Origin of the sequence: uncultured Tateyamaria sp., from assembly GCF_947503415.1 — a bacterium.
Lineage (GTDB): Bacteria > Pseudomonadota > Alphaproteobacteria > Rhodobacterales > Rhodobacteraceae > Tateyamaria.
In genome coordinates this window covers 699,338-712,197 of the sequence record NZ_CANNDS010000002.1, presented here as the reverse complement: position 1 = coordinate 712,197, position 12,860 = coordinate 699,338, and the positions used below count along the sequence as shown (strand labels likewise).

The window sequence follows — 12,860 nt, the reverse complement described above, 5'->3', positions numbered from 1 at the left end:
CGCAATGGATTGCCTCGCGGGTAATTCACGGCTGGAAAACAAAGACCAGCGATACGCCCGCCCAAGGCGGCCTGATGGAACAGCATCGACACGTCATCACGCCGTTCACGTGATGGACTGCCGCAATACGACAACCAGATCATCGTGTTGCTTGCGAATTGCGGATTGGCAGTGATCTACCCTTTCGGGCGAGAAGTAGTGTTCTCGGTCGAGCACGTTGATTGTTCCAATGACCTTGCCATCCACAATCGGCACGTTCAAAGCGGATTGGCAGCCAAGGCTTTCGATCAAGGCATGATCCGGAAAATAGATCGAAAATTCGGCAACGGTATTGGCGACAAATGTCTCGCCGCGGTCAATGACCATGTTGGTCCACGCGCCTTGTGACATCGGCTTGGTCCCCGAGACCGGGTAGGTCTCGGGATGTGAGGTGTAAATGCGCTGCGCAAGTCCGGCCGTGTGATCAAGGACCGTGACAGTGAACAGGCGGCCCCCGACGGCGCTGTGCAATTGGGCAAAAAACGCGCCGGAGGAGGGCGCGTCGGTCATTCCTTTTCGACCAGCCGGTAGAAGACGTAGTCAGAGGTCGCACCGTTCACGAACCCCTTGACGTTGTCGCGCATCGCAACCTGCTTGATGGCTTGGAACATAATGACAAACGGGGCTTCGGCCTGAGTTTCTTGCTGTAGCTCCATGTACATGGCCAGCCGCTTGTCGGCGTCCTGCTCAGCAAGGGCGGCCATGGTTTTCTCGTTCATCTCGGCCGGGGGCATCCATGCGTTGCGCCACGTGGTGGTCGACGCATACTTGTCGTCCGAGTTGTCTGCGTTGAACGCAAACGCCTTGGCATTGGAATGCGGGTCCATGAAGTCCGGGCCCCAGTAAAGCAGCATCGCCTCGTGGGTGCGCGCGCGGTACTTGGTGATCACTTGCGCACCGGTGCCTGCCACGATCTCAAGATTGATCCTCCCTTCGGCAAAGGATGCCTGCAGCGCTTGCGCCATCTCGACAAAGGTCGGGGCCGAGATCACATCCATGGTTACGTTGATCGGTGTCTCTACCCCGGCATCCGCGAGGATTTGCCTGGCTTTTTCGGGATCGTAACCAAACGGCGTGTCGGTGAGCGCGCCGGGAAAGCCGTCGGGCCAAAACGCCTGATGTACCTTCATCTGACCTTTGAGCATACCGTCGGCCATGCCGTTGTAATCCACCAGATAGCGCGCGGCTTCCCACACCGCAGGATCGGTGAGGCTGTCTGTCTTCTGATTGAACGAGACCCAGTGCACGGCGGCCTGTGGGTAGGTTTCCACGCGTACGCCGTCGACACCGTCCAACCCGGCGATCTGGCCGGGATCGAGGTTCTTGGCCATGTCGATATCGCCCGCCTCAAGCTGCAACCGCTGGGTGGCGCCTTCGGGGTTGTGCTGGATCACGACGCGCTCCATCGCCGGGCCACCCTGATAATAGTCCGGGTTTGCGTTCAGCGACAGGATGTCAGCAGGCCGGTACGTGCCAAGGCTGAACGGCCCGGTCCCGGCGGAGTTCTTGTTCATCCACGCGTGGCCCATGTCTCCATCAACTTCGTTGGCCATGACGGTTTCCATGTCGACAATTGACGCAGGCCGTGCGGCCAAGACGTTCAACACGAAAGATGGTGCGAAATCGCCCTCGTATTTCACAGTGACGGTGTTGCCGTCAGCGGTGACCATCTGGTCGATGTTTTCAGTGGTCCAGCCCAGTTGGGTCAGAATAAAGGACGGTGCCTTGTCCAGCGCCACAACGCGTGTCCATGACCCTACCACGTCTTCGCCGCGCAAGGGGTTGCCGGAATGGAACGTTACATCATCGCGCAACGTGAACGTCACGGTCTTGGTCTCCGCGTCGACCTGCCAGTCGGTCGCAAGGGCAGGGGCCAGTACGGTGGTGTCCATGGCATCGTAGCGGACCAGCGTATCATAGGTATTGGCCACGTATTCGCCCGAGCTGAATTCGTAGGCCGACGCCGGATCAATGGTCACGATGTCATCAATGTTCTGCGCAACGACCAATATATTGTCCGGCGTTTCCGCATGTAGCGGCATGACCGCAATGACACTGGCCGTGACGCCCGCATAAAGGCATTTTCTGAAGTGGTACATGAGTTCCCCCGTTTAGTGGATCCCGCCTTAGACCGAGGCCTGAAGCAGGTGCTGCGAATATGGATGCGTGGCTTTCATGGCGCGAAGGTCCGCCACATCCATGATCTCGACAATCTCGCCGTCTTTCATCACTGCAAGCCGGTCACACATGTGCCCCACGACGCTAAGGTCGTGCGAGACCATCAAATAGGTCAGTCCGTGCTCTTGCCGCAGATCAGCGAGCAAGTTCAAAATTTCCGCCTGTACGGAAACATCTAGCGCGGACGTCGGCTCGTCCAGAAGTAATAGCTCTGGTTCCGGTGCCAGTGCACGAGCAATCGCCACCCGTTGCCGTTGTCCACCCGACAATTGGTGCGGATAGCGAAAGCGGAATTTTTGACCCAACCCGACATCATCCAGCAATCGAACAACGCGCGCGTCGATGTCCCTGAAGCCGTGCAGGTGCAGGGTTTCGCCCAGCACCGCATCAACGGAATGGCGCGGATGCAGTGAAGCGTAGGGGTCCTGAAACACCATCTGGACTTGTTTGTAGAACGCTCGGGCGCGTTTTCTTTCAATCCTTTGTCCACCGACCTTGATGTTTCCGGACCACGTGGGCGCCAGCCCTGTGATCGCGCGCAAAATGGTGGATTTGCCCGAGCCGCTTTCGCCGACGAGCCCAAAGCTCTCCCCCGATGCAACATCAAAGGTCGCCTGTTTGACCGCATCCACGCGGTCCCTGTCGCGGCCAAACCATACGTCCAGCCCGTCTATCTCGAGCATCTTCATGCCCGACCGCTCACGCTTGGGGCGTCGGACCATGACGGGTCCCGGGTCAGCACATCAAGCCGGTCCCGTGGCGTGTCGAGCCGTGGCAACGAGTTCAGCAGGCCCCGCGTATAGGGGTGCTGCGCATCATGCAGCTTGTCCGCGTCGCAAACTTCGACGATCCGCCCGGCATACATGATCAGCACCCTGTCGCAGAAGTCAGCCACCAGGTTGAGGTCATGGCTGATAAAGATCAGCCCCATACCGCGTTCCTTGACCAGTTTGTCCATGATGTCGAGCACCTGCCGCTGTACCGACACATCAAGAGCCGAGGTCGGTTCGTCCGCAATCAGGATTTCCGGGTTCGGGATCAGCATCATCGCGATCATGATCCGTTGCCCCATACCCCCCGACATCTCGTGCGGATAGGCGCGCATGACCCGCTCGGGATTACGGATCGACACTGCTTCGAGCATCTCCAGTGCCTTGGTCCAAGCCGTGGATTTCGACGCCTTGTTGTGCAACCGGTAGGCTTCGATGATCTGATCTCCGATTGTCATTACCGGGTTCAGCGAAAACTTGGGGTCCTGCATCACCATGGAAATCCGTTCACCGCGCACGTCGCGCATTTCCTTTTCGGACTTTTCCAGCAGGTCCACGCCACCCAATTTGATATGGTCCGCCTCGACGATGCCGGGCGGGCGGATGAGGCGCAGGATCGCGCGCCCGGTCATGGACTTTCCCGACCCGCTTTCGCCGACAATGCCCAGCCGTTCCCGGCCCAAAGAGAACGAAATGCCACGCACCGCATCGAAGGTGCCTTGGCGCGTGGGAAACCGGACCCAAAGGTTTTCGATATCGAGCAGAGGGTTCATCACTCACCTGCCTTTGGGTCAAGCACATCGCGCAAGCCGTCGCCCAACAGGTTGAACGCCAGTGACACGGTGAAAATGGCGAGCCCGGGCATGGTCGCAACCCACCAATGATCGAGGATGAAGCGGCGCCCTTCAGAGATCATCGCACCCCATTCCGGGCTGGGGGGCTGTGCGCCAAGACCCAGAAATCCAAGGCCTGCAGCGGCCAGGATGATCCCGGCCATGTCGAGTGTCACGCGCACGATGAGAGATGAAATGCACAGGGGCCAGATATGTTTCGTGATGATCCGCAGTCCCCCGGCGCCCTGTAACTGGATGGCAGATATGTAGTCGGAAGACCGGATCGTCAGAGTTTCGGCCCGGGCGATCCGGGCATAAGGCGGCCATGCGGTCAGCGATATGGCAATGACCGCGTTTTCGATCCCCGCCCCAAGTGCCGCCACAAAGGCCAAGGCCAGCACCAAGCGCGGGAAGGCAAGGAAAATATCGGTGATCCGCATCAGCACGATATCAACCCAACCGCCGACATAGCCCGATACGGTGCCCATCAAGAGCCCGACCACCGGTGCGATGAGCGCCACCAGCGCCACAATATAAAGCGTAATCCGCGCGCCGTAGATCAGGCGGGACAGGATATCCCGACCAAGGCTGTCCGTGCCAAAGATATGGCCCTCGGCCCCCAAAGGCGCGAGCCGGTTGCCAAGGTCCTGCGCGAATGGATCATGCGGTGCCAGAAACGGCGCGGCGGCCGCGATCAGTACCAGCGCCAGCAGAATGCCAAGACCGATCATTGCCATCGTGTTGGCGCGGAAAGACAGCCAGCCCTGATAGAATGCCGACACTTTTGCGTGACGGCGCGAGGTGGGCGTGTCCGTCAGGAGCCACTCCCGAAGGGTCTGTTCGGCCATCTACTTCGCCCTCGGATCAAAGACCTTGTAGAGCAGGTCCGAGAAGATGTTGAGCAGGATGAAGATCAGACCGACAACAACCGTGCCCCCAAGCACCGCATTCATATCGGCACTGAGCAGGGCGGTGGTGATGTAGCTGCCAATGCCCGGCCAGGAAAAGATGATCTCGGTCAGAACCGACCCTTCGAGAAGTGTGGCATAGCTGAGCGCGATCACGGTGATCAGTTGCACGCGGATGTTGCGGAAGGCGTGCTTCCAGATCACGTCCCATTCAGACATGCCCTTGACGCGCGCGGTGGTGATGTATTCCGCGCTCAGCTGTTCCAGCATGAATGACCGCGTCATGCGGCTGATATAGGCCAGAGAATAGTAGCCCAGCAAAGACGCGGGCAGGATGATATGGCTGAAGGCGTCCTTGAAGACATCCCAGTTGCCGTCCAGTGCCGCATCTACAAGGATCAGGCCGGTCACACTTGGCACGACATCGACATAGAAAATGCCCACGCGCCCGGGGCCGCCGACCCATCCCAGAATACCGTAGAAAATAAGAAGGCCCATAAGGCCCAGCCAGAAAATGGGCATTGAATAGCCAACAAGTGCGAGCACGCGGGCCAATTGATCAATCCACGATCCTTTGCGGGCAGCTGCAACAACGCCGAGCGGCACACCGAAAACGATCCCAAAAAAAATGCCCAACGTCGCAAGCTCCAGCGTTGCGGGGAAGACGCGTGCGATGTCTTCGGCCACAGGCCTTGCGTTCAGCAGCGAGGTGCCAAAATCAAGATGCAGTACGTCCCAGATGTAATAGGCAAATTGCACGATGAGCGGCTTGTCGAGGCCCAGTTCCAGAAACACCGCGTCATAAGTGGACTGCGAGGCGCGCTCGCCCACAATCGCCAGCACCGGGTCGATTGGCATCACGCGACCGATGATAAACGTCACGAACAACAGCCCCAGCATCGTCATCGCAATGGAGCCGATGGTCAGGAAAGCTGTCTGTATCCATGGGGGAAGGGACGCGCGTGCGCGCCCCTTCCCGTTGTCCTCTATGAGGGCCATTTACTTTGTGACCTGCCAGTACGCGGCTGAGGTCACAGCCTGGCCGGTGGACCAGTCCGTCACGTTGTCGCGCAGGGCTGATTGCTCAATCTGCTGGAACATGATCACAAACGGCGACGTCTCGCGAAACTCGGCCTGAATGTCCTGATACATCTGGATGCGGGCTTCGCGGTCATTTTCGACCACGGCTGCCTCGACCTTTTCGGTCAGGCCACCAGTATCCCAGCTGTTGCGCCACGCAAGCAGGCCGGTGGCCTGTGCCGCGTCCGAGTTGTCGGGGTTGAAGGCAAACGTGCCCGCATTTGTCTGCGGATCAGGATAGTCCGGACCCCAAGCGCCCAGATACACATCAAGCTCCCGCGCCCGGTAGCGTGCGAGGATCTGCTTGGCCGTGCCCACGGTGATGTTCACCTTGATCCCAGCCTGTGCCGCCGCGTTCTGAAAGCTCTGACCGATCTCGATCCGTTCCTGCGCCTCGCGCACGCCTATCTCGACCTCAAGGTTTTCGACCCCGGCGGCTGCCAGCAGTTCCTTCGCCTTTTCGATGTTGTAGGAGAACGGGTTTTCCTCGGACGCGCCCAGGTAGGTCGCAGGCAGGAAGTTCTGGTGGATCGTGTACTGCCCCTTGAGGAAGCTGTCGCGCATACCCTCGTAGTCGATCAGGTATTTGAAAGCCTGCCGCACCTCGGGTTTGGACAGCTCTGGATGTTTCTGGTTCAGCGCCAGATACATCAGGCGGCCTTTCAGCTCGTCTTCGATCTTGACCCCATCCACTTGTGAGGCCCCGGCCACGTCTTCAGGATTCAGGTTGCGCGCGATGTCGATATCACCGCGTTCCAGCAACAGCCGCTGCGATGCGCTTTCGATCACGTGGCGCACAATGACCCGCTCCATCGTGGGGGCGCCGCCGTAATAGTCTGGGTTGGAAGACAGGGTGACGCTTTCGTTGGGCTTCCAGCTGTCCAGCTTGTAGGGGCCAGAGCCTGCCGAGTTCGTCTTGAGCCACTCGTTGCCCATGTCGCCGTCCACCTCGTTGGCCATGACGGTTTCTTTGTCGACAACAGCGCCGATCGTGGCAGTCAGGCAGTTGAGGATAAAGGAAGTCGCATAGCGCTTGTCCGTCGTGATCATCAGCTTGTTGCCGTCAGCCCGGATCGTTTCCGCCGCATTTTCAGGTGTGAAGCCGAACTGAGTCAGGATGAAGGCTGGCGTTTTGTTCAGAATCACCGCGCGCTGCAGCGAGAACGCGGCGTCTTCGGCCGTCACCGGGTTGCCAGAGTGGAAGGTCACCCCTTCGCGCATGGTGAAGGTGATGGTCTTGCCGTCGTCCGACACGTCCCAGCTTTCGGCCAGATCGGGTTTGTACCCGGCGGCCAGATCGTTGGGATCAAGGCTGACCAGACGGTTGTAGACGTTGCGGCTGATGTCCGAGCCCGCAAATTCAAAGCTTTCGGCGGGATCAATCGTGGTGACGTCGTCGATCCGGTGCGCGATCACCAGCATATTCGCAGGCGTCTCGGCCATGGCCGAGAAAGATGTGACGCTCACCGCAAGCCCTATCGCGGCCCCGGTCAGCAATTTTGCAAAAGTATTCATTTTGTTATCTTCCTCCGTTGTCGAAATTTGTTGTGTTATGTCCGGGTTATTGTCCCCAGGTTTTTTCAAGCACTCTAAGCCAGTTTCCATGGCAGAGCTTCGTCATCAAAGCATCGTCATAGCCATGTTGGCGCATGATTGCCCTTAAATGCGGCAACCCAGCACTGGATGTGAGCAATTCCGGCACAATCGCCCCGTCATAGTCCGACCCGAACCCGACACGATCCTCTCCAACCGTTTCGATCAGGTGGTCAAGGTGGCGGATCATCTGTTCCAGCGGAACCTCCGCCAGCATCTTGCCATCTGCGCGCAGGAACGCCACAGCAAAATTCAGACCTACCATACCGTCACTTTCCGCAATTGCGGCAAGCTGTTTGTCGGTCAGATTGCGGGAATGCGGACATATAGCGTGTACGTTGGAATGGGTGGCGACCAGCGGTTTCGTAGAATGCCGCGCCACATCCCAGAACCCCGCTTCGTTCAGATGCGACAGGTCAACCATAACGCCAAGATCATTGCACCGTTTGACCAGACGCAGGCCGTGATCGGTCAGGCCGGGCCCGGTATCCGGAGAGCTTGGGTAGCGAAATGGCACACCGTGACCAAAGGTGGTTTCCCGGCTCCAGACCGGACCGATGGACCGCAGCCCTGCCTGATACAGCACGTCGAGCGTGTTCAGGTCCGGATCAATCGCTTCGGCGCCTTCGATGTGAAAGACCGCCGCCAGCTTTCCGACTTTGAGGGATGTGCGGATATCGGCGGCTGTCCGGCACACATTCAGTGCGCCTTTTTCTTCCAGTTCGAACAGGATCGCGGCCTGCGCCATTACAATCGGGAACGCGTCCTCCCAGTGGATCGGGTCGGGCAAGGGCAGGTCGTAGGTGTCCTTCGTCATCTCCTCGAACTTGGCATCAAAGTCCATGGGCGAGGGCACGAACACCGCAAAGAAACCACCGCCAAAGCCACCCGTTTGTGCAGCTGGCAGGTCAACGGCTCCGTGACCACCGTTCAGAAAGCTGTCTGCTGCCGAGGAACGTCCTGCTCGGAAGAGCTTGAGCAGCACATCGTTATGGCCGTCGAAAATGGTCGGCTGGAGCGTGGGTCCCAAATGCATCGTCCCCCAAACGAAAGCAACCGCACCACCCTATGCCATAAAATCTCATGCACCATATCCGAGTGTATGATAAAAGATCATAGACTAATGACATTATTGCAGGGTCTTGAATGGCGGGACGTACGTGGCACAGCCTGCCGGAATACGAAGCACTGCGGGCGCTGATGGAAAGCGGTACGACATCGAAGGCCGCGCTGCGCCTTGGATTGTCCCAATCCGCCATCAGCCGGTCCATTGCCAGCCTTGAGGCGCGCCTTGGCCGTATCCTGTTTGAGCGGGACGGAGGACGCCTGCGACCGACGTTTGAGGCGGCCCAGTTGAACCGGCGGCTTGATCCTCTGTTTGAGGCGCTTGACCGTATTGATGGCCCGACCGAACCTGCGCAGGAAACGCTGCGCCTGACGGCGCCGCCGACCTATGCGCACCGCTTTCTGGTGGGTCACATTGCAACCTTTCTGCGGGCCAATCCCCACTTTTTTGTCAGCCTTGAGGTCGCGTCCTCCGAAGAGGTGATCAGGCGGATTCAAGAGGATCGATCCGACCTTGGCCTGTCCGGCGTGGACCTCACGCGCGAGGGCATAAAGCTGACGCCCTACAGGCATTCCGAGGCGGCGTGTGCGATGCCCCGAGATCACGATCTGGCCGAGTTTGAGATCATCCAGCCGGAAGACTTGCACAATCGGCCTCTGATCGCCTTGAGCCACCGACATTCCAGACGGGCACAGTTGGAGAAAGTCCTGACAAACAGCCGGAGCATCCCGCACATCGTCGCCGAAGCGTCCACGTCCTTTGCCGCTGTGGATCTTGCGCAGACGGGGCTTGGTGTCACGGTCATCAATCCTTTTCCCGTGGCGCAGTATCGGTCAGACGATGTCATCTTTCGCAAGTTCGCATCCCCGATCGAATATAGAACATATTTTGTGACGTCGGATCACAAGCCAACACCAGCCATCGCGCGCGCGTTTATCCGTCACCTGCGGCTCCACACCGTCAAGACGCCTTTCACGCAAGCGACTTAGCCCACGTCTTGATTGGTGGGTTGTGGAGTTTGCCATCGGAAAACGCGGCGTAGATGGTCCTCGCGTTTCAAAGCCCCGACGTTTCTTTATTGGCTTCCAAGCCGCCCTATGACGCTCGAAAACACCCGGGCCGTGTCCCGCCAATGCGGCAGGGCACGGGCCCGTTGGGTGGACAAGCGTGACAGCCGGTCCGCCTCAGCTGGGTTTTCGATGATCTGGCGCAGGGCATCTGCGAGGCATTTGGCATCATCGGGGGGGACGAGAATTCCGGCGTCACCAACAGTTTCCGGCACCGCACCGACGCTGCAAGAGACAATGGGCAAGCCGTAGAACATCGCTTCGTTCAGAACCATGCCGTAGCCTTCGTAACGGGTGGCCAACGCAAAAACCGATGCTGCGTTGAAGCGGGTGGTCAGGGCATCCTGTTCGATTTCGCCAGAAAAGGTCACGCGCGTGGCAATGCCAAGCGTGTGGACTTGCCGGTCGAGCGCATAGGCATAGTCTGGGTCATATGTCTTGCCCACAATGTCCGCTCGCCACGAGAGGTTTTCGAGCTGTCCCAGAGCGTCGAGGAGGACATCGTGTCCTTTGCGCGGCGCCAAGAGCCCCACGGAAAGGATCAGTGGCGGGGTTGTCGGCGTGCGGTGCACCGTAGGTCTGTCAAAACCAGGCGGAGCAACGGTGACCCTGTCTGCATCCGCACCAAAGTCGCGGCATAGGATCCGGGCTGTTTCGAGGCTTGGGACAATGACATGATCGGTATGGCGCAAGGCCGCCGCTTCGTTTCGAAGTAAAAAGTCTGCCCGCGTCTTGGGTAGCCCCGTTTCGAGACCAAGCGGATGGTGGATCATCGCGATGACAGGGGCGCTGACCCGGGCCAGACCCGCGGGATCGATTGCGCCAAAGACAAGGCCATCCAATATGATCGGCTGATCCTGCGGCACGGCACAGAGCGCGTTAATCGTCGCTTCCATGTCCGCAGCCGTCGGATCGGGAAAGCTGCCCGGCAGTTGAAGATGCTGAGTAGTGCAGCCCAGTTCGTTCAACTCATGCAGCACGCGGGCTTCGTAGATGAAGCCGCCGGTGCGGCGGTCCTTGTCCCCGGGGATAGCGAAAACGGCTTGGGTCATGACACCTGTTCACTGGCGTAGATGCGTAGAACCAAACGCTCCAATGCGGTGATGGCGGCATAGGTTGTCACGGCCACAACGGCGAGGATTGCGACGCAGGACCAGAGCATATTGTAGTTGGATGTGCTGGCTGTCATGGCCATCAACACTCCGATCCCCTTACCGGTAGCAAGCCATTCGACCGTAGTGACCGCCAGCAAAGCAGCTGGCACGGCCATTCGGGCAGAGGCAAAAAAGGCTGGCAGCATCGCGGGGATTTGCGCTGCACGCAGCAAACGCCAACGACCGGCACCGTAGCTTTTGAACAGATCGACAATCTGACCGGAGGTCTGGCGCAGGCCCTGTTGGCAGGCCACGAATGTGGGGAAAAAGATCATTACCGCGACAACCACCATTGTCCCGACGAGACCGCGCCCGAAGGCCAGCACCAGAAGCGGCGCTGTGGTTATGATTGGGATCGCGCGCAGCGCCACCGCCACGGGCATGGTGGCCTGGCTCAGTGCCGGTGACAGCACCAGCAACGCAGCGAGGCCAGCGCCCAAGCCGAGCCCTGCAAGATAGCCGGGCGCGGCAAAGGACAGGGTTTCGGCAAGTGCGGCAAACAGCGTGCCACGGTTGTCGGCATCCATCAGAAACACCCACACGTCCCCGGGCCGTTTGGCGAAAAAGCGATTGAGGTCGAACGCATCCATCGACAGTTGCCACAGAACCAGCACGAGCACTGTGATCAAAGCGATCTCGGTCAAACGCCTCCATACGTTTCCATTTGTAGGTGCCGATGACGCGGATAGCAGAATGACCGGCCGGTATCCAACCAGGTGCTGACCCAGCCAGCCGATCAGTGCATAGGCGGCCATGGCGATCGCTGCTGCAAGAAGCGCAAGTGTCCACGTGGCGTCCGTGTCGAGCCCGCGCATGGCCCGCAAGGTCAGCACACCAAGCCCCCGTTCGGCGCCAGTAAACTCTCCGATCATCGCACCGAGGAAGGCTGCAGGTGCGCTGATCTGCAAGCCAACAAAGAGATAGGGCAGACTGGCCCGCGCCCGTACACGGATCAGGGTCGATATCCGGCCCCGCCCATAGACTTGCATCAGGTCGGTCCAAGTCTGTGACACAGCGCGCAAACCAACAAGCAACGCGAGCAGGGTTGTGTAGTAGACGGCCAACGCGGCGAGCGTGATCTGTGGCCCCGCGCCGGGGCCGAACAGCACCCGCAGGATGGGACCGCTGGCGATCAGCGGCACACAAAAAACCAGCAAGGCTAGGGCGGAAACGGTACGTTCGCTGCGGGGAAAGACCGTGATCAAGCTTCCCAGCAACACGGCTGCGAGGTTGCCCCAGACAAACCCCCAGACCGCGTTGCCGGACGTCTCAAGCGTGGCCCGGCCCAAGAGCGCGGCATTCTCCGAAACATAAATCGCGACGGCCGTTGGGCTGCTGATCAACAGGTTGCCCGACGCCATACGCACGACAGCTTCCCACAGTGCCAAGGCGACGCAGACCAAGAGTATTGGACGCAGGCGCGTCACGCGTTCTTCTCCAGAGCCGCAAAGACGGTGCGGGTCAATGCATTGAACGCGGCTGTGTCGACACATGTGTTGTCGCGGGGACCTGGCAGGTCGACAGGGATGTCCTCGACCAGACGGGCAGGGCGCGGTGACAGGACAAGGACGCGGTCGGACAACAGTACCGCCTCCTGTACCGAATGGGTAACCAGCACCGTTGTGGCGCCACGGGACCGCCAGAGCGGCGGCAGATCCGTGTTCAAACGCCGGCGTGTCATCGCATCGACCGCGCCGAAAGGTTCATCCAGCAGCAAAACGTCCGGCGCGGAAATCAGGCTGCGTGCAATCGCCGTGCGCTGGCGCATGCCGCCCGACAACTCCGCCGGGCGGTGATCTGCAAACCCGCTCAACCCCACAAGGTGGATCAACGCATCGACGTCGTCCGCCGGTTTGCGCGCAAGCTCGGCCCCAAGTGCAATGTTGGCACGCACAGTGCGCCAAGGCAGCAGCGACGGGTCCTGAAACGCCATCGCCAGCGCGCCCCGCCGGGCAAGGGTCTTGGGCGGCTCGTCCCCCAAGGTGATCGTGCCACTATCCGGTACATCAAGTCCCGCCATCATCCGCAGAATGGTGGACTTGCCGCACCCAGACGGACCAACAAGGGCCGTGGTCTGCCCGGCGGCAAGCGTCACCGAAATCGGCGCAACCGCTTCCGTTTCGCCAAAGCGTTTTGTGATCCGATCACAATTGATGTCGATGCCGGTCATGC

Annotated in this window: 12 protein-coding genes; 1 reads left to right on the top strand and 11 read right to left on the bottom strand. The window is 59.6% G+C overall.

Annotated elements, in window-relative coordinates; translation table 11 throughout:
* Positions 1–105 precede the first annotated feature (105 nt).
* The 8 genes from Q1A32_RS14710 to Q1A32_RS14675 form a co-directional block, all read right to left on the bottom strand.
* The gene (locus Q1A32_RS14710) at positions 106–549 is read right to left on the bottom strand and encodes a GAF domain-containing protein (RefSeq protein ID WP_299654628.1); all 444 of its coding nucleotides are present in this window, start codon (positions 547–549) and stop codon (positions 106–108) included.
* Entirely contained in the window at positions 546–2,081 is a 1,536-nt protein-coding gene (locus tag Q1A32_RS14705) for an ABC transporter substrate-binding protein (protein ID WP_299655605.1), read from the bottom strand. Before Q1A32_RS14705 ends, Q1A32_RS14710 begins: the two co-directional genes overlap by 4 nt.
* A gap of 84 nt (positions 2,082–2,165) precedes the next feature.
* On the bottom strand, positions 2,166–2,906 hold the full coding sequence (locus Q1A32_RS14700) for an ABC transporter ATP-binding protein (RefSeq protein WP_299612928.1): 741 nt from the start codon (positions 2,904–2,906) through the stop codon (positions 2,166–2,168).
* The gene (locus tag Q1A32_RS14695; RefSeq protein WP_299654625.1) at positions 2,903–3,760 is read right to left on the bottom strand and encodes an ABC transporter ATP-binding protein; all 858 of its coding nucleotides are present in this window, start codon (positions 3,758–3,760) and stop codon (positions 2,903–2,905) included. The genes Q1A32_RS14700 and Q1A32_RS14695 overlap by 4 nt, the downstream gene beginning before the upstream one ends.
* Positions 3,760–4,668 (bottom strand): nickel transporter permease, encoded by a 909-nt coding sequence (gene nikC, locus Q1A32_RS14690; protein ID WP_299611738.1) that lies wholly within the window; start codon positions 4,666–4,668, stop codon positions 3,760–3,762. The genes Q1A32_RS14695 and nikC overlap by 1 nt, the downstream gene beginning before the upstream one ends.
* The gene (locus Q1A32_RS14685; RefSeq protein WP_299654622.1) at positions 4,669–5,727 is read right to left on the bottom strand and encodes an ABC transporter permease; all 1,059 of its coding nucleotides are present in this window, start codon (positions 5,725–5,727) and stop codon (positions 4,669–4,671) included. It abuts the gene before it with no gap.
* On the bottom strand, positions 5,728–7,323 hold the full coding sequence (locus tag Q1A32_RS14680) for an ABC transporter substrate-binding protein (RefSeq protein WP_299654618.1): 1,596 nt from the start codon (positions 7,321–7,323) through the stop codon (positions 5,728–5,730).
* Positions 7,324–7,369: 46 nt separating this feature from the next.
* Positions 7,370–8,437, bottom strand: a complete 1,068-nt coding sequence (locus Q1A32_RS14675; RefSeq protein ID WP_299654616.1) for a dipeptidase — start codon at positions 8,435–8,437, stop codon at positions 7,370–7,372.
* A gap of 110 nt (positions 8,438–8,547) precedes the next feature.
* Here Q1A32_RS14675 and Q1A32_RS14670 point away from each other — a divergent pair, with 110 nt between their 5' ends.
* Complete coding sequence (locus tag Q1A32_RS14670; RefSeq protein ID WP_299611746.1) at positions 8,548–9,456, top strand: LysR family transcriptional regulator; 909 nt, start codon at positions 8,548–8,550, stop codon at positions 9,454–9,456.
* Positions 9,457–9,542: 86 nt separating this feature from the next.
* On the opposite strand, the gene Q1A32_RS14665 is transcribed toward Q1A32_RS14670, so the two are convergent.
* From Q1A32_RS14665 to Q1A32_RS14655, 3 genes are read right to left on the bottom strand one after another with little or no spacing between them, the layout of a single operon-like run.
* Positions 9,543–10,586 (bottom strand): glycosyltransferase family 4 protein, encoded by a 1,044-nt coding sequence (locus tag Q1A32_RS14665; protein WP_299654613.1) that lies wholly within the window; start codon positions 10,584–10,586, stop codon positions 9,543–9,545.
* The gene (locus Q1A32_RS14660; RefSeq protein ID WP_366141233.1) at positions 10,583–12,115 is read right to left on the bottom strand and encodes an ABC transporter permease subunit; all 1,533 of its coding nucleotides are present in this window, start codon (positions 12,113–12,115) and stop codon (positions 10,583–10,585) included. The genes Q1A32_RS14665 and Q1A32_RS14660 overlap by 4 nt, the downstream gene beginning before the upstream one ends.
* Entirely contained in the window at positions 12,112–12,858 is a 747-nt protein-coding gene (locus Q1A32_RS14655; RefSeq protein ID WP_299654610.1) for an ABC transporter ATP-binding protein, read from the bottom strand. Before Q1A32_RS14655 ends, Q1A32_RS14660 begins: the two co-directional genes overlap by 4 nt.
* Positions 12,859–12,860: the final 2 nt, after the last annotated feature.

Excerpts from the sequence above, each read along its gene's own strand:
- Q1A32_RS14710 (WP_299654628.1), bottom strand. The coding sequence starts at position 549 with ATGACCGACGCGCCCTCCTCCGGCGCGTTTTTTGCCCAATTGCACAGC.
- Q1A32_RS14705 (WP_299655605.1), bottom strand. The coding sequence starts at position 2,081 with ATGCCGCTACATGCGGAAACGCCGGACAATATATTGGTCGTTGCGCAG.
- Q1A32_RS14700 (WP_299612928.1), bottom strand. The coding sequence starts at position 2,906 with ATGAAGATGCTCGAGATAGACGGGCTGGACGTATGGTTTGGCCGCGAC.
- Q1A32_RS14695 (WP_299654625.1), bottom strand. The coding sequence starts at position 3,760 with ATGAACCCTCTGCTCGATATCGAAAACCTTTGGGTCCGGTTTCCCACG.
- nikC (WP_299611738.1), bottom strand. The coding sequence starts at position 4,668 with ATGGCCGAACAGACCCTTCGGGAGTGGCTCCTGACGGACACGCCCACC.
- Q1A32_RS14685 (WP_299654622.1), bottom strand. The coding sequence starts at position 5,727 with ATGGCCCTCATAGAGGACAACGGGAAGGGGCGCGCACGCGCGTCCCTT.
- Q1A32_RS14680 (WP_299654618.1), bottom strand. The coding sequence starts at position 7,323 with ATGAATACTTTTGCAAAATTGCTGACCGGGGCCGCGATAGGGCTTGCG.
- Q1A32_RS14675 (WP_299654616.1), bottom strand. The coding sequence starts at position 8,437 with ATGCATTTGGGACCCACGCTCCAGCCGACCATTTTCGACGGCCATAAC.
- Q1A32_RS14670 (WP_299611746.1), top strand. The coding sequence starts at position 8,548 with ATGGCGGGACGTACGTGGCACAGCCTGCCGGAATACGAAGCACTGCGG.
- Q1A32_RS14665 (WP_299654613.1), bottom strand. The coding sequence starts at position 10,586 with ATGACCCAAGCCGTTTTCGCTATCCCCGGGGACAAGGACCGCCGCACC.
- Q1A32_RS14655 (WP_299654610.1), bottom strand. The coding sequence starts at position 12,858 with ATGACCGGCATCGACATCAATTGTGATCGGATCACAAAACGCTTTGGC.